This window comes from Lacrimispora xylanolytica, from assembly GCF_026723765.1.
In the GTDB taxonomy this organism is placed as follows: Bacteria; Bacillota; Clostridia; order Lachnospirales; family Lachnospiraceae; genus Lacrimispora; species Lacrimispora xylanolytica.
This window is the reverse complement of record NZ_CP113524.1, coordinates 4,298,269-4,317,624: the sequence shown is the minus strand read 5'-3', so window position 1 is coordinate 4,317,624 and position 19,356 is coordinate 4,298,269. Positions and strand designations below refer to the sequence as shown.

The window sequence follows — 19,356 nt, the reverse complement described above, 5'->3', positions numbered from 1 at the left end:
GAGTAGATATGCCGTTAGTTACTTCAAAAGAGATGTTATATCAGGCCCAAAAGGATCATTATGCAGTGGGTGCTTTTAACGTAGAAAATATGGAAATGATCATGGCTGTCATAGAAGCCGGGGAGGAGATGCAGTCGCCCGTTATTTTACAGACGACGCCCTCTACCGTAAACTATGCAGACTTAAATCTTTACTATGCCAGTGTAAAGGCTCGGGCAGACCAGGCCTCCGTTCCCGTTGCTCTTCATTTGGACCATGGCAGCAGCTATGAGCTGGCAATGAAGGCTTTAAGGGAAGGATATACGTCTATTATGATTGACGGCTCTCATTATTCCCTGGAGAAAAATATTGCGTTGACCAAACGGGTGGCCGACGCATGCCGACCTCACCTCATACCGGTGGAAGCAGAGCTTGGACGGGTTGGTGGAAAAGAGGATGATTTAGACGGAGGAAACGGCGGTCTTACCTCGCCGGAGGAAGCGGCTTATTTTGTGGAAAAGACAGGGATTGATTTCCTGGCGGTTTCCATTGGAACGGCCCATGGCGTTTATAAGGGTGAGCCAAATGTCCGCGTGGATCTCTTAAAACAGATCAGGAAAAAGGTTTCCATTCCCCTGGTGCTTCACGGGACCTCAGGCGTACCTGATGACGTTGTGCGGGAATGTATTCAGGAAGGCATCAGCAAGGTGAACTATGCCACTGACCTTCGAATCGCCTATACCAAGGGGGTAAGGCAGATTTTAGAAGGGGATGAGTCCATCATCGACCCTAAGCTCTATGGAAAACGGGGAAAAGAGCTGGTTAAGCGTTACGTGGTGGACCGGATTTCTGCCTGCAGGAGCATTGGAAGAGGAAAGCTTTAGACGATAAATACATACTTCTGGTTTTAACCATTCAGTACAGGAATATAATGGTAGTACATAATGGTTTTGCGGCAATCGCAGTCAGGAGGGTGTATGGTATTACCGGATGGCTTATTGAGCCAGGGTTTTTTAATACAGAATGCGGAATCAGAGGATTTGAATTCTTATATCAGAGTGAAAAAGGATTGTTGCAAACGATATGTAGACCAGTATTATGGCGGTTGGGATAACCGGATTCAGACGGTTATCAGCCGGGACAGCTTTTTTAGACTGCTGGAGGTCACCTGTTTTTGTAAAATCCTGCACTATGGGGATACGGTCGGTTTCTTTTCTTATAAAGAGCAGCAGGATGGAATCAGCGAGGTCTCCATACTGTTACTGCCTTCTGCCAACGGGAAAGGGGTGGAGGAATTTTTAATCAACCATCTGATTTCCCGTGGAAAGGAGACAAACAAACCAGTGTATGCGACGGTTTATCAGTCCAGCACTCTTAAGAACCAGCTTACAGCTGCGGGATTCCAGATATATGATAAATCCAGGTCTCATTATCTTATGAGCTTTAATAAGGAGCATGAAAAGGGAACCACTGGCTATATGAACCGGATTTATGGAGGGTCAGATTCCAAAATGGTTTCAGAAAGGGAGTAAGGCTGCTGCAAAGGCGTTTTTGCAGCAGCCTTACTCTTTGTTTATTTAAGAACCGGCTGGATCTGCTTTCCTTCTAAGGCAAGCTCCAGGGTCTCTGGGATCAGCTCTGTATGAGCGATCAGAGAGGTCGGTTTTTTGACCGGATCATCCTGGCCAAAGGGTACGAAATAGATGTTTTTTACGTTAAATAATTCACCTACATTTTTAAAATTAATTCCCATGGCATCGTTGGTGGAGATGGAGATGACCAGGGGCTTTGAATTTCTTAAATGAGCTTTGGCTGCCATAAGGACCGGGGAATCTGTGATTCCGTTTGCCAGTTTGGCAAGTGTGTTGCCGGTACAGGGGGCGATGAGCAGGATATCCAGGTAGGATTTAGGGCCAATGGGCTCCGCGTCCTCTACCCGAAGAATTGGATCGTGGCCGGTCATGGCGGCTATCTTATCCATGTATTCTCCGGTATCACCGAATCTTGACTCGGTGAATTGTACATTGGTAGAAAAAATGGGGTAAACATCTGCACCCAATTCCGTAAGAACCTTGACGGAAGTTTCTATTTTATCAAACGTACAAAAAGAGCCGGTAACGGCCAGGCCCACTTTTAATCCTTTCAGTTTCATGTGCCACTCCTTTTAGCAAGACATTTCACAATAGCTTCAAATAAGATTTCACCGGAGGTTTCCGGTGCATAGATTCCAGGAAGACCGGGACAAAGCTTTGCCCGGATGCTCTGCTTTTTACAAAACTCAAAATCTACGCCGCCAGGGGCGGAGGCGATATCAATGATGGTGACCTCCGGATTCATAAGACGGATTAACTCCTCATTCAAAACAAGAGCCGGTATGGTATTGAAAATGAATGAATAGTCCCCTATGGTCTGGGACAAATCAGAAAGGGCTGCGGTATCAAAGCCCATGGAGGATGCAAGGGTAAGCTGGGCATCCTTTCGGTCGGTTACGGTAACGGCTGCATCAAGCCCCTTTAGCTTTAATGCCAGGGTTCTGGCACACCTGCCAAAGCCTGTGACCAGACAGCGGCTTTTGTGAAGACAGCCGGGACTTTCCCGTAAGGCCTCTGCAATGGCACCTTCCGCAGTTGCAATGGTATTTTTCACAGTAATCTCTTCTATGTCCATGTAATCAAAGCATTGGATGTTGTTTTCCTTTGCGTAAGCTTTCACATAATCCGGGATAGCGCCCCCAAACAGGATATGGTCCGGGGTAAGCAGGCTTAGAATGTTTCCAATGCCTAAGTCCTCCATTTTATTAATAGAAAACAGATTTAATTTATCCCTGGTAAATGGAATCGGACAGAGTATGATCTGACTGCTTTTTATGGCCTCCTCAATGGAAATGGATAAATCTCCATCCTCATAATGAACTGTTACCGGAAAGCCGTTTTTGGTAAGAATGCGGCTTAAATAAAGCTGTCTTAGATCGCCGCCTAAAAGAAGAAATTTATGCATACGGTCATCACTCCTTATAATGGTTTATATGATAGAATTTTTGTTTTGTGTATGGTACCAATAGGGGGTGTTTGTCATACTTTTCTAGTATGAACCTCTAATTTTGGGAATGGATGTCTATGAAAAATGCAATGTTTAAAGGCTCTGGAGCAGCTATTGTTACTCCAATGGATGAGCACGGAAACCTGGATTTAAAGGCAACAGAAAAATTATTGAAGTTTCAGCTGGAGCATGGCACCGATGCCATCATCGTCAATGGAACCACAGGGGAATCCTCAACGCTTGAGGAAAAGGAAAAACTGGAGCTGCTGGAATTTACGGTTCATTATGTAAATCATAGAGTTCCGATTATTATGGGAACCGGAAGCAACTGTACCTCCCATGCGGTGCGAATGTCAAGAAAGGCCCAGGCCCTTGGGGCAAATGGGCTGTTAGTTGTGACGCCGTACTACAACAAGGCGTCTCAGCAAGGGCTTGTGGAGCATTATAACACAATCGCAGACAGTGTGGATATACCCATTATTATTTACAATGTTCCTACGAGAACTGGGGTCAATGTGGAACCTGAGACCTATTTAAAGCTATCGGAACACCCCAATATTAAGGCGACCAAGGAAGCTAATTTAAGCATCTCCCATGTTGCCAAGGTAGCCGCCCTTTGCGGCGGCAGACTGGATATCTACTCTGGAAATGACGATCTCACCCTTCCGATTATGGCTCTTGGGGGAAAGGGAGTCATCTCAGTACTGGCAAATATCATGCCCTTTGAGGTGCACATGCTATGCCAGCATTTCTTAGACGGTGAGATAGAAAAAAGCAAGGATATGCAGCTGGAGCTCTTAAAAATCATGAATGCCATGTTTATGGATGTAAACCCCATTCCGGTCAAGACGGCAGCAGCCATGCTGGGACTTTGCGGGGAGAATTTCAGACTTCCTCTTACAAAGCTTGAGCCGGAGAAGAAAAAGAAGTTAAGAGAGATTATGGAATCTTATTTTGTTCAGTTAAGAGAAATTTAAGGTCATCTGGTGTGGCTGGAGAAACCGGGAGAAGAAAGGCTCCCGGTTCTCCGGTTCCTGCCGGAAAGAGTTGCATTTTTCCTGTTCCTGTATGATAATATGAAATAAAAAAGAAAAGGGGACAGGAATGAAAATAATCGACAGTCACGTTCATCTGGTACAATACATCGCCGGGACAGGATCCGGGGGAGAGCTTCGTTCCATAGGCAATGGCGATGCCATCTATGCAAGCGGTGAGATCGTTCCCCAGATGATTCCACCTATGTTTGGCGGAGAGCAGGTAACCCCGGAACAGATTCTTGCCATCATGGATGAGAATGAGGTGGAAAAGGCCGTTCTTTTACAGGGGAATTACTACGGTTTTCAGAATATATACACCCATGAAGCGGTAAAACGGTATCCTGACCGTTTTGCAGGCGCTGCCTCCTATGATCCGTATTCCCGGAATAAGGACAAAATCTGTAAGCATTTGTTTGAAGAACTTGGGTTTGGAATCGTGAAGTTTGAGGTGAGCACAGGCTCCGGCCTTATGAGCAATCATCACACCCTGCCTCTTGACGGGGAGCTCATGGAGGAGGCCTATTCCTATGCAGATGACAAGGGACTGGTATTCGTCATTGATATTGGAAAATGCGGAAGTGAAAGCTGGCAGGTGGAGGCCCTTCGGAGAGCCATTTTAAACCATCCTAACATGAAGTTTGTGGTCTGCCACCTTCTTGCAGTCTCCACAAAGGACGTGGACAAGTTAAAATGGGGTCTTGAGCTCTTAAAGCTTCCCAATGTTTGGTTTGACCTTGCGGCCCTTCCTCATATCTGCGGCCCGGATGCTTATCCTTATGAGAACGCCAGAAGGTCGGTTCAGATTGGAAAAGAGATTGTTGGTGCTGATCGTATGATGTTTGGAACAGATATCCCTTCTGTGCTTAAGAAGGATACTTATAAGAATTATGTAAACTTTCTCATGGAAAGTGATGTGCTGACGGAGCAGGAAAAACAGATGGTGTTTTATGATACTGCCAATAAGGTATTCTTTTAAATGACAACTTAAGATTATTAACGGTAAATTGCTTAATATTTCCAAATAAAACGGAAAATATTAGGCAATTTCTTTGTCTTGCGGTCTTTTGCGCCTCATGCTATATTTATAAAAACTGGGAGAGGTGGTAAATGCCTATGAAAAAGAGACTCAAAACACACATTTTTACCAAAATGCTTCTTGGAATTTCGGTTCCCGTCATACTTATTTTTGTTCTGTCCGGCATCATAATCGCTGACCGGGTGGGAAAGAGCATGGAAGACCAATCTTTTCAGACACTGGACGCGGCATCCTTGGCAGCTGCCAATCAGGTGGAATCCTTTTTAAGCTATTACATGGCTGAGATGAAAAGCGCCTCCGCCAGCCAGCAGGCTGAGGAATACTTATTAAAGGCCACTGGAAATGTGAGAATGCCGGATAGTGAGGGCTATCCTCAGATGAGAGCCACCCTTGATAAGATTCAGGCCGCAGATAAGGAGAATATTCTGGCTGCCTGGATCGCAGATGTAGATTTAAGCCAGGTCACCCAGTCCGACGATTTTACATCAGCAGACGGTTGGGATATTACATCAAGACCCTGGTTTAAGGCTACGAAGATGGACCAGCCGGTTCTTACAGAGCCTTACATAGATGCCAGTACGGGGCTTACCATCATATCAGCAGTCAGCGGTGTATTTAAACAGGGCTCAAAAGAAGCATTAGGAGTGATGGGACTTGACATTCAGCTTGCTCACCTAAATGATATTATGGCCTCCTATAAGGTTGGAACGAAAGGGTCTGTCATACTTACCACAGAAAGCGGGCTCATTGTTTATCACCCAAATAAAGATTTGATTCAGAAAAACATTTCAGAAATTGATATCTCCCAAAATATTAAGGACGCCTTTGCAAAGAAAGAAATCGGTAACTTTAACTATACCATGGATCAGGTGTCCTATTCCGGTTCTATTAAAAATGCAGGCAATACAGGCTGGATCGTGCTTTCAAACATTCCAAGGTCAGAGCTTCTTTCCCAGAAAAATGAATTAATCACAGCCGTGGGCAGTGTTTTTGTTTTATCTGCCCTTGTTTTAGTTTCTCTCATCTTCCTTGTGGCAAAAGGCATCTCAAGACCCCTTGGCAAGCTGTCAGCGGCGGCAGAGAAGATTGCAAATGGCAATCTTGATGTGGAAGTAAATGTTAAAAGCAACGATGAAATCGGTCTGGTGGCGGAATCCCTTTCCAATACCTCTGGTCAGCTTAAAAATTATGTAAACTATATTAATGAAATATCCTCTGTCCTGAATCAGATTGCAGAGCGAAATCTTGTATTTCAGCTTCAATATGATTACAAGGGGGATTTTGAAAAGATTAAAAACTCCATGTTAAAGATCAGAAGCACCCTGACAAGAACCATGGAACAGATTACCGTAACTTCAGATCAGGTGGCCTATGGCTCTCAAAATATTTCAGAAAGCTCAAAATCACTGGCAGACGGTGCCTCCCAGCAGGCCGCCTCTGTAGAAGAGCTGGCCTCTACCATCAATGAGATTTCTATGAAGATTGAGGAAAATGCCAGGGATTCTGCCGGAGCCAATGAACAGGCCATGGAGGCAGCAGGAGAGCTTGAGATCAGCAATCAGCATATGGAAGAGCTGGTTCATGCCATGTCTGATATCACGGAAAGCTCCAACGAGATCAGCAGGATTATTAAGGACATTGAAGGAATTGCATTCCAGACCAATATTCTGGCACTGAATGCAGCCGTAGAGGCTGCCAGGGCAGGAGAGGCAGGAAAGGGCTTTGCCGTTGTGGCAGACGAGGTAAGAAATCTAGCCTCCAGAAGTGCTTCCGCAGCCAAGGACACGGCTGATTTGATTGACGGTGCCATCCGAGCGGTTTTAAAAGGCACCACGCTTGCCGATCAGGCGGCAAAGTCGGTTACCAGTGCAGTGGATACCACCCGTCAGGTTACTGATATGATTGGCAGGATATCCCAGGCGTCGGTAGAGCAGTCTGAAGCCATCCGCCAGGTTACCATCGGCGTGGACCAGATCTCCGGTGTGGTTCAAACAAACTCTGCCAATGCAGAGGAAGGAGCCGCAGCCAGCGAAGACCTTTATGGACATGCCAGCAGGTTAAAGGAACTGGTCAATGAATTTAAGGTAAATTAACAAAAAGATGCCTGGCAGGGAGTTCCTGCCAGGCATCTTTTGCTTGATTATGTACGTTATGCAATTTTTTCTTCCAATAGAAAATCTGACAGGGATTCCAGAATATCTTCATGCTCATTGCTGTAAATGATCAACTCTAGATCCGGATTCGGACAGATTGTCATGATACCAAGAATGGACTTCGCATCAACTAAGATGCTTCCTTTGCATAAATCCACGTCATAATCGTACTTGGTCACTGTTCTGACAAAGGTGGTAATTTCATCAATGTTGTTAATTCGGATAGGGTACTTTTTCATATCGCTTCACCTCATAAAAATAATACTGGTTACATATACCTGTTGTTTTGCCATGATTATATGACAAAATGTGACATTATAATATGTCTAAATTTGTATAAAAACCGTCTTTTCTTGCAAATCTATGAAGATTGGTGTTATAATGGCGTGGGGGAAGGGCATGTGAATCTGTTGTTTGGAGGGGAAAATGAAGAAGGAACTTCTGAAACGTCTAAGGAATTCATCGCATGCAACTTCAATTATGGAACATTATCATAATAATTTAGAAGATAACGTGGTGGATAAGAATATAGTAATCAGGCCGGGTAAGCTGATGGATATGTGCTGTCAGCCATGTCACGTTGCTTTACCGGATCACAGTCACAATTTTGTAGAATTAATCTATATGTACAGCGGTAAGACGGTTCACATCATAAACGGCACACGAAGGCTTTTACTGGAAGCCAACGACTTACTGCTGTTAAGAGAAGGAACCAGTCATGCCGTGGAACCAGCAGCAGAAGAGGATCTGGCCATCCACTTCTTTTTAATGCCGGAATTTTTCAGCCATCCTGCGTTTATGGGAGAATGTGGAGATGTGCTGCATCGTTTCATCGGCACCCAGGCCAGGGGAAGAGAGCCTGTGGCAGATTATCTGCATTTTCATCTGCGAGAAATGCTTCCGGCCAAAAATTTACTGGAAAATATGATCTGGTCTCATGCAGAAGAAAAAGAGGGCAGACAGGAAATCAATCAGGCGACCATGGGCATACTGATCATGGAGCTTCTTCATGATGCAGATAAAGTGGAATCCCACGACATGCTGCAGTATGAGGAGCAGATCGTTCTGACTGCATACAAATATTTAGAAACAAATTACTCATGTGCCACTCTGGAAGAGTTTTCTTCCCTTTCCATGCAGCCGTCTTATTATGTCAGCCGTCTCTTTAAGCGTTATTATAAGATGACCTTTACGGAGTGCCTTCAGCTCATCAGGCTTAACCGTGCAGCCGGTTATCTTTCTTCCACCACAAAGCCGGTGGAGGAGATTATCGTGGAAATTGGCTATGAAAACAGCAGTTATTTTCATCGTTTGTTTAAACAAAGATATGGAATTACACCAAAACAGTACCGTGACAGTTCCAGAGGCAAATTCTGAAATTTCTGAAAAGATTATGAAATCTGCCGGAGTAACATTGACTTTCCTATCATAGGTTATTATAGTTAAGTCAAAATGAAAAAGGGGCGAGGAACATAGGATGAGTCAGTTTCGGGAACGTTTTTCAAGATTTATGATCGGCAGATATGGGGCTGATAAGCTTAGCCGGTTTCTGATCGGTTTTACATTTGCCCTTATTGTTGCCGGTATTTTTATTCGCAGCTACTGGGTTGATATCGCAGCGCTTTTTCTTATGGTGCTGTCTTATTTCCGCATGTTTTCCAGGAATATTGGAAAACGCTTTGAGGAGAACCAGAAGTTCGAACGTATTTCTTTCCGGGTAACGGAATTTTTTAAGAAGTGGCGTTTTAAGTTTCAGCAGATGAGGCAATACCATATTTATAAATGCCCAAGCTGTGGACAAAAGATCAGAATACCAAGAGGAAAAGGGAAGGTGAGCGTTCACTGTCCCAAGTGCAGTACTGATTTTATAAAGAAAAGCTAGATATATATTTTAGAAGGGAATTAATATGAACTTACAATTTAAGCCGCTTCAGGCAGAGGACATGAGTAAAATTGCTCCATTCTACGCCTTACGGCCCAATAAAACATGTGACAGCGTCTATTTGGATAGTTTTATCTGGAGAGATTATTATCAGGTAAAGTATACTGTCAGTGATGAAAAAGCAGTTTTATTTTTAATGGAAAAAGATGGGGAGCCATTTACGGCAATGCCCATCTGCAGAGAAGAAGATCTTTCCTATTATTTTAATCAGCTGGTGGAATATTTTAATGAGGTATTGAAAAAGCCTCTTAAGATTTTTCTGGCGGATGAAGAAGCAATTAATTATTTAAAACTGGATCCAGATAAGTTCCTTGTAAAAGAAGAGGAAGATTTAAAGGATTATCTCTATGATGCAGAAGCCTTAAGAACTCTGGCTGGAAAGAAGCTTCATAAGAAGAAAAATCATTTAAATTCATTTTTAAAGCAGTATGAAGGACGTTACGAATATCGTTCTCTCATCTGCTCAGACCGGGAAGCGGTTCTTTCTTTCCTTGATGAGTGGTGGGAGAATAAGGTGGAGGCAGCCGAATTCGTCCGTCAGCTGGATTATGAGGTCATGGGCATCCACGATATCTTAAAAAACTGTTCCATGTTAAATGTAAGAATGGCTGGAGTTTATGTTGATGGAAGCTTAAAGGCATTTACCATTGGTACCTACAATCCTTTGGAAAAGATGGCTGTGATTCATATTGAAAAGGCAGACCCTGAAGTCAAGGGACTTTATCAGTTTATCAACCAGCAGTTCTTGATCCACGGCTTTTCTGAGGAAGTGAAACTGGTCAACCGGGAAGATGATGTCGGCATGGAAGGCTTACGCCGTGCGAAGATGTCTTACTATCCCATTGGATTTGCAAGAAAATACGGAGTAATTCAGAAGGGCTTTTGATGATGATACGGTATTTGAAGCAGGAAGAAAAAATAGAAAGCAGAAAGCTTTGGGAAAAGGTTTTTTCTGAGGATTCAGAAAGTTTTATAAACTATTACTTTTCGGACCGGGTGCTAAAGAATAAGGTTCTCACTGCATATAAGGAAGAGAAAATGGCAGCCATGCTCCACCGAAATCCTTATGAGGTGGTGGTAAAGGACCAGGTCTGGAAGATCGATTACGTGGCTGGTGTAGCTACAGATCCAGATTTTCGCCATCAGGGCTACATGAGAAAGCTGTTAAGCCGTTGCTTTACCGATATGTATACTGAGCGGATGGCGTTCAGTTTTCTGGTTCCTGTGGATCCTGCGATTTACCAGCCTTTTGACTATACCTATATATGTGACTTACCAGCCATAACTTTGAATGAAAAGGGAAGAACGGAGCTAAATCGCCGTGCCTTTCTGGAACGTTCCAATAAGTGTAAGGAAGTTTCTGAATTTGCTGAGAGGCAGCTGGAAAAGCGGTATGAGGTCTACGCCCTTCGGAGTGAAGAATACTACCGGGATTTATGCAAGGAGGTAAGGAGCGACAGCGGAGATCTCCTTCTTCTTACCACAAAGAATGAGTCATCTAAATTAGCTGGTGTGTGGGCCTATTACGGAGAAACGGCAGGGACTTTAAGAGAACTGATCTGTCTGCCGGAATACGTAAAGGAGAACGGTCCCTCAAAGCCTTATGCCATGGGAAGAATCATTCATATGGAAAGGTTTGTTTCTGTCATCAGCTTAAAGAAAGATTGTCCTGTTGGCGAGATGGAGCTTCTTATTGAAGTTAAGGATTCATTTATCCCTCAGAACAACGGCTTGTTCCTTTGGAAGCTTGACAGAAAAGGCTCCAGCTTATCCCCGGTCAAAGAGGAAAGCGCAAGAAAGCCCCATCTCACTCTTGGGATTGGTGAAATGACCTCCTGGCTGTTTGGCTATGGCCTTCCATCGGTTCCAGCCGATCAGATGGCTATGGTGGAGCGGATTCGGCCGTTAAACGGCGTATTTTTTGACGAGGTAACTTAAATTGTTCGTCGGTATCAGAATCCGACTTGTGATTACGGGCGGATTATTTTATAATCCGCCCTATTTTTATTGCATAGGAAGATGTCACTAAAGTGACGGCGCGTCAGCGCCAGAGTCTGACAAGTAAGACTCTTTATATGGAGACCAACGGGATAAGAAAGGACTTTTATATGGAAGGGGTAAGCCAGTTAAAGGAATGGATCGAAGCTAGCAATAACATTGTATTTTTTGGTGGGGCAGGAGTTTCCACGGAAAGCAATATTCCTGATTTCAGGGGAGTGGATGGACTTTATAAAGAACAGTACAAGTATCCGCCGGAAACCATAATCAGCCATAGCTTCTATGTAAAAAAGCCAGAGGAATTTTACCGGTTCTACTGCAATAAGATGATATTTCCAAAGGCAAAGCCAAACAAGGCGCATCTGGCGTTGCGTAAGCTTGAGGATATGGGGAAATTAAAGGCGGTCATTACCCAGAACATCGACGGCCTTCATCAGGATGCCGGAAGCCGGGAGGTCTTGGAGCTTCATGGTTCTGTAAGAAGGAACTTCTGTACCCGGTGCATGAAGTTTTATAACCTGGAAGAAATGCTTTCCGCCATGGAGGGAAAGGAAGTGCCAAGGTGTGACTGCGGCGGGATCATAAAGCCTGATGTGGTGCTTTATGAGGAGAGCTTAAACGATGGTGTCATGAGTAAGGCAGTCTCCTGCATCTCAAACGCGGATATGCTCATTATAGGCGGCACCTCCTTAACCGTTTATCCGGCAGCAGGCCTGATTAATTATTATAGAGGCAGCCACATGGTCTTAATCAATAAGACCGTGACTCCCATGGATGAGAAGGCGGATTTAGTCATCAGCGGAAGTATTGGAGAAGTACTTCATGATTCTGTATAAATGCTGGCGATGATAAGGGATAATATGGTATAAATATTGGTAACATGTAACAGAACGTATAGGGAAACTGATTAGGGACTATTTATGGAAGCGTAAAGGAGAGAAACTATGATGTACGAGGCGGCAAAGAACAGATACGAAACAATGGAATACAAGCGGTGCGGGAAAAGTGGAATCATGCTTCCCAGAGTTTCTTTAGGGCTGTGGCAGAACTTCGGAATGGAGAAGGCGCCCACCACCCAGAGAGACATTCTTTTAAGTGCATTTGATATGGGTATTACTCATTTTGACCTGGCAAATAACTACGGAGCTCCTTACTTTGGTATGGCGGAAGAAACCTTTGGCAGTGTATTAAAGAGTGATCTTGGCAGATACCGGGATGAAATGCTCATTTCCACAAAAGCAGGATTTGACATGTGGCCCGGACCCTATGGTAACTTTGGCTCCAGAAAGTATTTAATGGCTAGCCTTGACCAGAGCTTAAAGCGTATGGGGCTTGATTACGTAGATATCTTCTATCACCACAGACCAGACCCGGAAACACCGATAGAAGAGACCATGGGCGCTCTTGCTGACATCGTCAGACAGGGGAAGGCACTTTATGTGGGTATTTCCAATTACGGCAGCAAGGAAGCTAAGGAGGCCATTAAGGTCTTAAAAGGCATGGGAATCTCCTGCCTCATCCATCAGCCACGGTATAACATGTTTGAGAGAGTGGCAGAGGAAGGTCTATTTGATACCCTCTTAGAGAGCGGAACAGGCTGTATCTGCTATAGTCCACTGGCACAGGGTGCTCTTACAGACCGATATCTAAACGGCGTTCCAAGCGGATCCCGGGCAGCCAGAAAAGGAAGCACCATAGGCGGTCGATACCTATCAGAGGAAAATCTTTCTGTTATAAGACAGTTAAATGATTTGGCAAAGGAAAGAGGTCAGAGTCTTGCCCAGATGGCACTTGCCTGGGTATTGAGGGAAGAGGCGGTGACTTCAGTCCTCATTGGAGCCAGCAGCGTGGCACAGTTAAAGGATAACGTAGCTTGTCTGAAAAATACGGAATTTTCCAAGGAAGAATTAAAGCGCATCGACAATATTTTAAAATAATTGGATATAAGGGCGGCCCAAACGGGCAGGCAGGTGTTTTTATGAATTATGAAATTGGAGATATTGTAAAACTGAAAAAACAGCATCCCTGCGGCAGTCAGGAGTGGGAAATCTTAAGAGTTGGAGCGGATTTCCGCTTAAAATGTATGGGCTGTGGACATATGATTATGGTGCCCAGAAAGCTGGTGGAAAAGAATACCAGAGGCTTAAAAGCCAGTGACGGCAATCCAAAGCAGTAAAAACCCCAATTTATGCGGGAAAAAGCCTTTAAAATTAAGAAAAGGACTTGCTTTTGTAGAATATTTCCTGTATAATGTTAACTCGTGACATAGAGAATCCTTGCTCCTGATACTGAAAGCAGGGGCCAGAGACCACAAGGAGGTAACAAGCATGAACAAATATGAGTTAGCCGTTGTTATTAACGCAAAGCTCGAAGATGAAGAGAGAGCAGCAGCTATCGAAAAAGTTACGGGTTATATTACTCGTTTCGGCGGCGCTGTAACCAACATTGATGAATGGGGTAAGAAGAGATTAGCTTACGAAATTCAGAAGATGAAAGAGGGATTCTACTACTTCATCAAATTTGATGGCGATTCCACAACACCGAATGAGTTAGAAGCACACATTCGTATTATGGAGCCGGTTATCAGATACTTATGCGTAAGACAAGAGGCATAATAGATAAAGAAAGCGTGATCGTATGAACAAAGTAATCCTTATGGGCAGATTGACCCGTGATCCAGAAGTAAGATATTCCCAAGGTGAGCGCTCCATGGCAATCGCAAGGTACAGCCTTGCTGTTGACCGCAGAGGCCGCAGAAATCAGGATGGCAATGAACAGACTGCTGATTTTATCAACTGTGTTGCGTTTGACAAGGCAGGAGAGTTTGCAGAGAAGTATTTCCGTCAGGGTATGAGAGTATTGGTTTCCGGAAGGATCCAGACTGGAAGTTATACGAATAAAGACGGCGTAAAGGTTTATACAACAGATATCGTTGTAGAAGATCAGGAATTCGCAGACAGCAAAGGCGGAGCATCAGGAGAAGGCGGATACCAGCCAACTTCCAGACCAACTCCTTCCAGTGCAATCGGCGATGGATTTATGAATATCCCGGATGGAGTCGAAGACGAAGGACTTCCATTCAACTAAATCTGATAGGAGGTAGTACCAATGGCATTCAACAGAAATGATAAAGCTGATGGCGCTAAGTTCAAAAGAGGCGGAATGCGTAGAAGAAAAAAAGTTTGCGTATTCTGTGGCGAGAAGAACGGCGTAATTGATTTTAAAGACGCAAATAAATTAAAAAGATATGTATCTGAGAGAGGAAAAATCCTTCCTAGACGTATCACAGGCAACTGTGCTAAGCACCAGAGAGCACTTACCGTTGCTATTAAGAGAGCTAGACACATCGCTCTTATGCCTTATACAATGGAGTAAATCCTTATTTTATAAGGGTTGGCTTATTGAGGAAGACTTCACATGAACGTGTGGAGTCTTTTTTATTTGAATTAAATAATGACTCTGGAATAAGCATTTTATTTGGCAAGAACATATTTGTACAATGTAGTTACATCCTTGCAGTAAAGTTTATCAATTATAGCACTAATAGTTTAGTATATTTGTATAATTAAATATATAGTTATACTTATGATTTTAAAAATGTAGTATTTTCAAATTATGCTAGAAAATTTGTGAAATATGTTATATAATGCTAATTAATAGAACTTTAAATCTATAAAAGTAATGGGATCTAACTACTAATACAAATCAAAACAACTAATCTTTCTCACTTGCTCTGTATTTTAATACTTTCTAGATTATTAAACTGAAAAGTTGAAAATATCGTTTATTTCCTTAAGCATAATAATTTTTATAATTAACGTAAAAGTGTATGTTTATATAAGCATTACTCTATGATAACATGTAGAATTTGTAATAGCATATTATATATTTTTACTTTTAAGAATAGCTAAAGCTGAATATTTAGCTGATAGGGGAGAAGTATGAATAAAGATGTTATTAAATTTATCTTTAAGCAATTTGGTCCATTTAAAATAAGAATCATAATTATAATTTTTTGTATGATTGTTGTTTCCGTATTAGGGGTAATGTACCCAATGATACAAAAGGAGTTATTTGATAAAGGAATCGCTGAAGGTGACTTAAATGTAGTTTTACGTTATACATTGTATATATTTTCCCTTTTTATAATAGAGCAAATACTAACATTTGTTCAATTCGTTCATTACCAGTTTGTGAATAGGCAGATATCGTTTAACTTGATGTATGATGCTATACGTCACTCAATTAGATTAAAGATGGCTTATCACAAAGATAATAATTTTTTAAAAACTATAGGCAATGTCTATAGTGATATTTCAAATATTACTCAAATAATAAATAGTGGTCTACTTCAAACTGTAGTTAGTTTTTTTAAAATAATTGGCGGTATAATTGGTCTTAGCCTTATTGATTGGAGATTAACTATTTTTATATTGGCCATTATGCCTCTTGAGTTACTTATAAAAAACTATATCTCATCAATAAGAAGTAATTATTTTGCGACTTTAATGAAGTTAAATGAGAGTTTTTCTATCTGGTTTGGAGAAATTTTTAAAAATATTGAGGTTATTAAGCTTTGGAACCTTCAGGATATGAGAATGAGTGAGTTTAAATCCTCTAAAATGAAAATGATGAACTTAGAAACAAAAATGGAGTATTTGGATAATTATTCAAATATATCAAGCCAAACACTTGGCATGATATTTACTCACGGTTTGAATTTATTGGGTGCAATACTAATTTTTCGAGATCAACTCACTATAGGAGGATTGTTCGCATTCATATCTTATTCCATGTATGTTTTACAGCCCATATCTCTTCTATCTAATTTAGCTTATAGATTACAAAGCTCTATTCCATCGTTTAAGAGGTTTATGGAGTATTTTGAAAATGAGGTAGAAGATGAGTGTGGTATTTGTATGGATAATAGCTATAACGAAGTGAAGAGTTTATCATTTGATAATGTTTCATTTGCCTATGGTAACAAAGATGCTGTATTACGCTTAATAAATTTTACTATTCATCAAGGTGAGAAAGTAGGCTTTATTGGGGTTAATGGTTCAGGTAAAACCTCCATCATTAACTTAATGCTACGTTTTTATGAGCCAGTATCTGGAACAATTAAAATAAATGGAGTTGATATTCGCAAATTAGCACTAGGTGATTATCGAAACTTATTTAGCATTATGAATCAAAATATTAGTCTCTTTGATGAAAGTATAAGGAACAACATAAATATAATAGGTAATCTATCGGATGATGAAATTCGACATTACATAGAGCTAACAACAGCAGTTGAGTTTATTGATTCGTTGCCTGAGGGTATAGATAGCCTGGTAGGATTTAATGGATCGAAATTATCTGGAGGTGAAAGGCAAAAGGTAGCTTTAGCTAGAACTTTAGCAAAGTGTGGAAATATTTTGGTTTTAGATGAGGCAACTGCCAACTTTGATATAGTGGCAGAACGAAAATTTAATCAATTTATTATACAGCAAGACTTGTATGATATTGTTATTGTAATTAGCCATCGGGAAGATATATTGAGAAGACTTGATAAGATTTTTGTAATTGATAATGGCATGATTACTGACACTGGAACTTTTGAAGAACTTGTGACTAAAAATAGTGATTTATATAAAATTCTAACACAGGGGGATGAAAACTGATGAATGTTGTTATTAAACCTTTCTTTACTGCTTTTGGAAAGTATATTTATGACAGGGGAACAAATTCAATCTTGGCTGTAGATGATGATGAGTATAATTCATTTTGTAGAATTCATCAGAAAAGGCCGGATGCGAAGGATCTTGAGCTACTTCAACTCTTTCAGGAAAAAGGATATTGCCAAGAAAATCCGGTCGAACAAATAGAACATCCTCAGGACAGGTTTATGCAATTTCATCTTGAGAACAAGATTGAAAAGCTTACATTGCAACTCACTCAAAATTGTAATTTGCGGTGTTCTTACTGCGCTTATTCTGGTAATAAATATAATAATCGGACACATTCAAATAGGGTAATGTCCTATGAAATCATGCAAAAAAGTATTGATTTCTTAATGAAGCATTCAACTAACTCGAAAAAGGTTGATATTGGTTTTTATGGTGGAGAACCTTTGTTAGAGTTCAATAAGATTAAAAGGTTAATGGGTTACATAGACGAAAGGTATCCATATAAAAGTATAACGTATTCTATGACAACAAATGGCACTATGTTTAATGATGATAATATAGAGTTTTTAATGGATAAAAAGTTTGATGTTATTATAAGTCTGGATGGTCCCAAGGAGTTGCATGATCATAATAGAGTTTTTGCTAATGGTACTGGATCCTTTGATAAAATAATGGAGAATCTTTTATATATTAGAGATAAGTATCCCGACTTTTTTAGAAAAATCAGTTTTAACACAGTTGTAGCTCCTGGTACAGATTTTAGGTGCGTAAACGATTTTTTTGATGCAAATGATATCATTCAAGATAATAATCTGAGGATGGGGATTATGAATGACTTCTATGTAGAAGAACCTATACAATATGATGATTTATATTCCATAAATTATAAGGTTCAACGTACTAAGCTACTTTTATCTGCTCTTGGTCTAATAAATAAAAATAAAGTTTCCAGATTGTTCATTCATGAAATACCCAAAATACTACGTATGCATAAAGAACTGAGCGGAATTAATGGTTTAGCTAGAATAACACATCCAGGTGGACCTTGTATACCTGGGGCCAGACGCCCGATGATAGATGTAGATGGTAATATCTTTCCTTGTGAAAGGGTTAGCGAAGAATCAGAAATAATGAAAATCGGCAATATCTACTCGGGATATGATCTCGAAAAGGCTAGAGTTGTACTTAATCCGGGAAAAGTAACAGCTGATAAATGTAAGAATTGTTGGAATTTTATTTATTGTGGTATGTGCGCAGCATCTGCAGATAATACAAAAGAGCTTGTGGAAGGTATGAAGCTTGCTCGTTGCGAAAGCGCTATGTATGATACGATAGAAAAATTAAAAACTATATGCCTGCTAAAAGAGAATAATGTTGATTTTGATAAAATGGAGGAGCTTTATAATGTATAAAAAGATAGCAATTTTCCCAGTCGATTACGATAATGCAACTCTAGTAAGGTATGCATTCATGGGTGAATATGAACCAATAGCATTATTAGCGCCAGAACTTAACGTATTGGAAGGCTGCGATATTTCCAGGTTAGACGGAGGCTCGTTTGCTAATATAAAATTATTTATAAATTATGAGGAAAAGATACAAGAAAGTGATCTGCTCTATCTTACAAGTAGTGAGGAATTTATAAATAATAAACTATATAAGAAACTCTTTGATTTTTCTAAAGAGTTAGGAAAAGAGGTTATAGTTTCTGAAGATATATCGAAGCATTTCGAATTAAGTACTCAATACGTGGGCTTAGGAGATAGCAATGAAGTTTTAACAGATATTCCAACTCCCCATAAAATGTTAACAATAGAGGTACCTATTATCTCAATATTTTCAATTGGTGAGAAATGTGGTCAATTGCAAACTGAGTTTATGGCTAGAAAGTATTTTTTAAGTAAGGGATATCGAGTCTTACAAATAGGATCACATGATTTCATGAATAATATAGGTTGTCTCGATATACCTGATTTTATGTTCAATGCTAAAGTAGATCCGTTTCTTAAGGCGATAGGATTTAATCGGTTTATACATAAGCATTGTTTAGTGGAAAAGCCTGATATTATCTTGCTTGGAGTGCCAAATCCTATTATGAAATACAATGATAGTAATCTAAATGGTTTAGGTATAAATCCTTTTATAATACAAAGCTCAATAAAAAGCGATATAGGAATTGTTAATATGCATTTTGGTGATTATAATGATGAATTTCTAGAGGAAGTTAGACTATTTTGTAAATATAGATTAGATGTAGATGCAAGATATTTTGGAGTTTCAAACACCAGTGTATTAAAAGACGTTGATGATCCTGATAAGCTTGAATACTTATATATAACTACAGAGTTTGTTAAATCTCAATTAGCATTCGATACTATAAGTGATCAGTATACTGTTTTTTCATCCTTTAGTGATGATGACATTAACAGAGTATTTCAAAAAATAGAAAATGAATTACAGGCAAATCCAGCGCAATTATAGACGTTGATGGAGGTAAATA

21 protein-coding genes are annotated in these 19,356 nt (G+C 40.7%); 18 read left to right on the top strand and 3 right to left on the bottom strand.

Going from position 1 to position 19,356, the window contains the following annotated elements:
- Window positions 1-8 precede the first annotated feature (8 nt).
- Both OW255_RS19875 and OW255_RS19870 read left to right on the top strand, forming a co-directional pair.
- Window positions 9-863 carry a class II fructose-bisphosphate aldolase gene (locus OW255_RS19875; RefSeq protein ID WP_024838060.1) on the top strand — a complete coding sequence of 285 codons (855 nt, stop codon included), beginning with the start codon at window positions 9-11 and terminating at the stop codon, window positions 861-863.
- Window positions 864-956: 93 nt separating this feature from the next.
- Window positions 957-1,511 (top strand): hypothetical protein, encoded by a 555-nt coding sequence (locus OW255_RS19870; protein ID WP_268115122.1) that lies wholly within the window; start codon window positions 957-959, stop codon window positions 1,509-1,511.
- Window positions 1,512-1,552: 41 nt separating this feature from the next.
- On the opposite strand, the gene OW255_RS19865 is transcribed toward OW255_RS19870, so the two are convergent.
- On the bottom strand, window positions 1,553-2,131 hold the full coding sequence (locus OW255_RS19865; RefSeq protein WP_024838062.1) for a dipicolinate synthase subunit B: 579 nt from the start codon (window positions 2,129-2,131) through the stop codon (window positions 1,553-1,555).
- The gene (gene dpsA / locus OW255_RS19860; protein WP_268115121.1) at window positions 2,128-2,976 is read right to left on the bottom strand and encodes a dipicolinate synthase subunit DpsA; all 849 of its coding nucleotides are present in this window, start codon (window positions 2,974-2,976) and stop codon (window positions 2,128-2,130) included. The genes OW255_RS19865 and dpsA overlap by 4 nt, the downstream gene beginning before the upstream one ends.
- Before the next feature lie 119 nt (window positions 2,977-3,095).
- On the opposite strand from dpsA, the gene dapA reads away from it, so the two are divergent.
- From dapA to OW255_RS19845, 3 genes are all read left to right on the top strand, one after another.
- Window positions 3,096-3,995: a 4-hydroxy-tetrahydrodipicolinate synthase gene (gene dapA, locus OW255_RS19855; protein WP_024838064.1), complete on the top strand. Its 900-nt coding sequence runs from the start codon at window positions 3,096-3,098 to the stop codon at window positions 3,993-3,995.
- Window positions 3,996-4,122: 127 nt separating this feature from the next.
- Window positions 4,123-5,031 (top strand): amidohydrolase family protein, encoded by a 909-nt coding sequence (locus tag OW255_RS19850; RefSeq protein WP_268115120.1) that lies wholly within the window; start codon window positions 4,123-4,125, stop codon window positions 5,029-5,031.
- A gap of 137 nt (window positions 5,032-5,168) precedes the next feature.
- Window positions 5,169-7,184 carry a methyl-accepting chemotaxis protein gene (locus tag OW255_RS19845; RefSeq protein WP_268115119.1) on the top strand — a complete coding sequence of 672 codons (2,016 nt, stop codon included), beginning with the start codon at window positions 5,169-5,171 and terminating at the stop codon, window positions 7,182-7,184.
- A gap of 56 nt (window positions 7,185-7,240) precedes the next feature.
- On the opposite strand, the gene OW255_RS19840 is transcribed toward OW255_RS19845, so the two are convergent.
- Window positions 7,241-7,483, bottom strand: coding sequence for an HPr family phosphocarrier protein (locus tag OW255_RS19840; RefSeq protein WP_024838066.1), 243 nt, complete (start codon window positions 7,481-7,483; stop codon window positions 7,241-7,243).
- A gap of 187 nt (window positions 7,484-7,670) precedes the next feature.
- On the opposite strand from OW255_RS19840, the gene OW255_RS19835 reads away from it, so the two are divergent.
- The 13 genes from OW255_RS19835 to OW255_RS19775 all read left to right on the top strand — a co-directional run bounded on the left by OW255_RS19835 (window position 7,671) and on the right by OW255_RS19775 (window position 19,337).
- The gene (locus OW255_RS19835; protein WP_024838067.1) at window positions 7,671-8,621 is read left to right on the top strand and encodes an AraC family transcriptional regulator; all 951 of its coding nucleotides are present in this window, start codon (window positions 7,671-7,673) and stop codon (window positions 8,619-8,621) included.
- A 100-nt stretch (window positions 8,622-8,721) separates the two neighbouring features.
- Window positions 8,722-9,126 carry a TFIIB-type zinc ribbon-containing protein gene (locus OW255_RS19830; protein WP_268115118.1) on the top strand — a complete coding sequence of 135 codons (405 nt, stop codon included), beginning with the start codon at window positions 8,722-8,724 and terminating at the stop codon, window positions 9,124-9,126.
- 25 nt (window positions 9,127-9,151) lie between these two features.
- Window positions 9,152-10,072 carry a DUF2156 domain-containing protein gene (locus OW255_RS19825; protein WP_024838069.1) on the top strand — a complete coding sequence of 307 codons (921 nt, stop codon included), beginning with the start codon at window positions 9,152-9,154 and terminating at the stop codon, window positions 10,070-10,072.
- Window positions 10,072-11,124: a GNAT family N-acetyltransferase gene (locus tag OW255_RS19820; protein ID WP_268115117.1), complete on the top strand. Its 1,053-nt coding sequence runs from the start codon at window positions 10,072-10,074 to the stop codon at window positions 11,122-11,124. The genes OW255_RS19825 and OW255_RS19820 overlap by 1 nt, the downstream gene beginning before the upstream one ends.
- A gap of 170 nt (window positions 11,125-11,294) precedes the next feature.
- Window positions 11,295-12,020 carry an NAD-dependent protein deacylase gene (locus tag OW255_RS19815; RefSeq protein ID WP_268116641.1) on the top strand — a complete coding sequence of 242 codons (726 nt, stop codon included), beginning with the start codon at window positions 11,295-11,297 and terminating at the stop codon, window positions 12,018-12,020.
- Between the two features lie 111 nt (window positions 12,021-12,131).
- Window positions 12,132-13,121, top strand: coding sequence for an aldo/keto reductase (locus OW255_RS19810; RefSeq protein WP_313345344.1), 990 nt, complete (start codon window positions 12,132-12,134; stop codon window positions 13,119-13,121).
- A 41-nt stretch (window positions 13,122-13,162) separates the two neighbouring features.
- Complete coding sequence (locus tag OW255_RS19805) at window positions 13,163-13,360, top strand: DUF951 domain-containing protein (protein WP_024838073.1); 198 nt, start codon at window positions 13,163-13,165, stop codon at window positions 13,358-13,360.
- A 151-nt stretch (window positions 13,361-13,511) separates the two neighbouring features.
- Complete coding sequence (rpsF, locus tag OW255_RS19800; protein ID WP_024838074.1) at window positions 13,512-13,799, top strand: 30S ribosomal protein S6; 288 nt, start codon at window positions 13,512-13,514, stop codon at window positions 13,797-13,799.
- A 22-nt stretch (window positions 13,800-13,821) separates the two neighbouring features.
- Complete coding sequence (locus tag OW255_RS19795) at window positions 13,822-14,271, top strand: single-stranded DNA-binding protein (RefSeq protein ID WP_024838075.1); 450 nt, start codon at window positions 13,822-13,824, stop codon at window positions 14,269-14,271.
- Window positions 14,272-14,292: 21 nt separating this feature from the next.
- Entirely contained in the window at window positions 14,293-14,559 is a 267-nt protein-coding gene (gene rpsR, locus OW255_RS19790; RefSeq protein ID WP_024838076.1) for a 30S ribosomal protein S18, read from the top strand.
- Between the two features lie 566 nt (window positions 14,560-15,125).
- Window positions 15,126-16,850 carry an ABC transporter ATP-binding protein gene (locus tag OW255_RS19785; RefSeq protein WP_268115115.1) on the top strand — a complete coding sequence of 575 codons (1,725 nt, stop codon included), beginning with the start codon at window positions 15,126-15,128 and terminating at the stop codon, window positions 16,848-16,850.
- Complete coding sequence (gene ccpM, locus OW255_RS19780; RefSeq protein ID WP_268115114.1) at window positions 16,850-18,268, top strand: Cys-rich peptide radical SAM maturase CcpM; 1,419 nt, start codon at window positions 16,850-16,852, stop codon at window positions 18,266-18,268. The genes OW255_RS19785 and ccpM overlap by 1 nt, the downstream gene beginning before the upstream one ends.
- Complete coding sequence (locus OW255_RS19775; protein WP_268115113.1) at window positions 18,261-19,337, top strand: TIGR04066 family peptide maturation system protein; 1,077 nt, start codon at window positions 18,261-18,263, stop codon at window positions 19,335-19,337. Before ccpM ends, OW255_RS19775 begins: the two co-directional genes overlap by 8 nt.
- Window positions 19,338-19,356 lie beyond the last annotated feature (19 nt).

Coding starts and splice junctions, on each gene's coding strand:
- OW255_RS19785 (WP_268115115.1), top strand. CDS start 15,126: ATGAATAAAGATGTTATTAAATTTATCTTTAAGCAATTTGGTCCATTT.
- rpsF (WP_024838074.1), top strand. CDS start 13,512: ATGAACAAATATGAGTTAGCCGTTGTTATTAACGCAAAGCTCGAAGAT.
- OW255_RS19820 (WP_268115117.1), top strand. CDS start 10,072: ATGATGATACGGTATTTGAAGCAGGAAGAAAAAATAGAAAGCAGAAAG.
- OW255_RS19865 (WP_024838062.1), bottom strand. CDS start 2,131: ATGAAACTGAAAGGATTAAAAGTGGGCCTGGCCGTTACCGGCTCTTTT.
- dapA (WP_024838064.1), top strand. CDS start 3,096: ATGAAAAATGCAATGTTTAAAGGCTCTGGAGCAGCTATTGTTACTCCA.
- OW255_RS19875 (WP_024838060.1), top strand. CDS start 9: ATGCCGTTAGTTACTTCAAAAGAGATGTTATATCAGGCCCAAAAGGAT.
- OW255_RS19775 (WP_268115113.1), top strand. CDS start 18,261: ATGTATAAAAAGATAGCAATTTTCCCAGTCGATTACGATAATGCAACT.
- OW255_RS19830 (WP_268115118.1), top strand. CDS start 8,722: ATGAGTCAGTTTCGGGAACGTTTTTCAAGATTTATGATCGGCAGATAT.
- OW255_RS19815 (WP_268116641.1), top strand. CDS start 11,295: ATGGAAGGGGTAAGCCAGTTAAAGGAATGGATCGAAGCTAGCAATAAC.
- dpsA (WP_268115121.1), bottom strand. CDS start 2,976: ATGCATAAATTTCTTCTTTTAGGCGGCGATCTAAGACAGCTTTATTTA.
- OW255_RS19840 (WP_024838066.1), bottom strand. CDS start 7,483: ATGAAAAAGTACCCTATCCGAATTAACAACATTGATGAAATTACCACC.
- OW255_RS19835 (WP_024838067.1), top strand. CDS start 7,671: ATGAAGAAGGAACTTCTGAAACGTCTAAGGAATTCATCGCATGCAACT.
- ccpM (WP_268115114.1), top strand. CDS start 16,850: ATGAATGTTGTTATTAAACCTTTCTTTACTGCTTTTGGAAAGTATATT.
- OW255_RS19805 (WP_024838073.1), top strand. CDS start 13,163: ATGAATTATGAAATTGGAGATATTGTAAAACTGAAAAAACAGCATCCC.
- OW255_RS19845 (WP_268115119.1), top strand. CDS start 5,169: ATGAAAAAGAGACTCAAAACACACATTTTTACCAAAATGCTTCTTGGA.
- rpsR (WP_024838076.1), top strand. CDS start 14,293: ATGGCATTCAACAGAAATGATAAAGCTGATGGCGCTAAGTTCAAAAGA.
- OW255_RS19810 (WP_313345344.1), top strand. CDS start 12,132: ATGTACGAGGCGGCAAAGAACAGATACGAAACAATGGAATACAAGCGG.
- OW255_RS19795 (WP_024838075.1), top strand. CDS start 13,822: ATGAACAAAGTAATCCTTATGGGCAGATTGACCCGTGATCCAGAAGTA.
- OW255_RS19850 (WP_268115120.1), top strand. CDS start 4,123: ATGAAAATAATCGACAGTCACGTTCATCTGGTACAATACATCGCCGGG.
- OW255_RS19825 (WP_024838069.1), top strand. CDS start 9,152: ATGAACTTACAATTTAAGCCGCTTCAGGCAGAGGACATGAGTAAAATT.
- OW255_RS19870 (WP_268115122.1), top strand. CDS start 957: ATGGTATTACCGGATGGCTTATTGAGCCAGGGTTTTTTAATACAGAAT.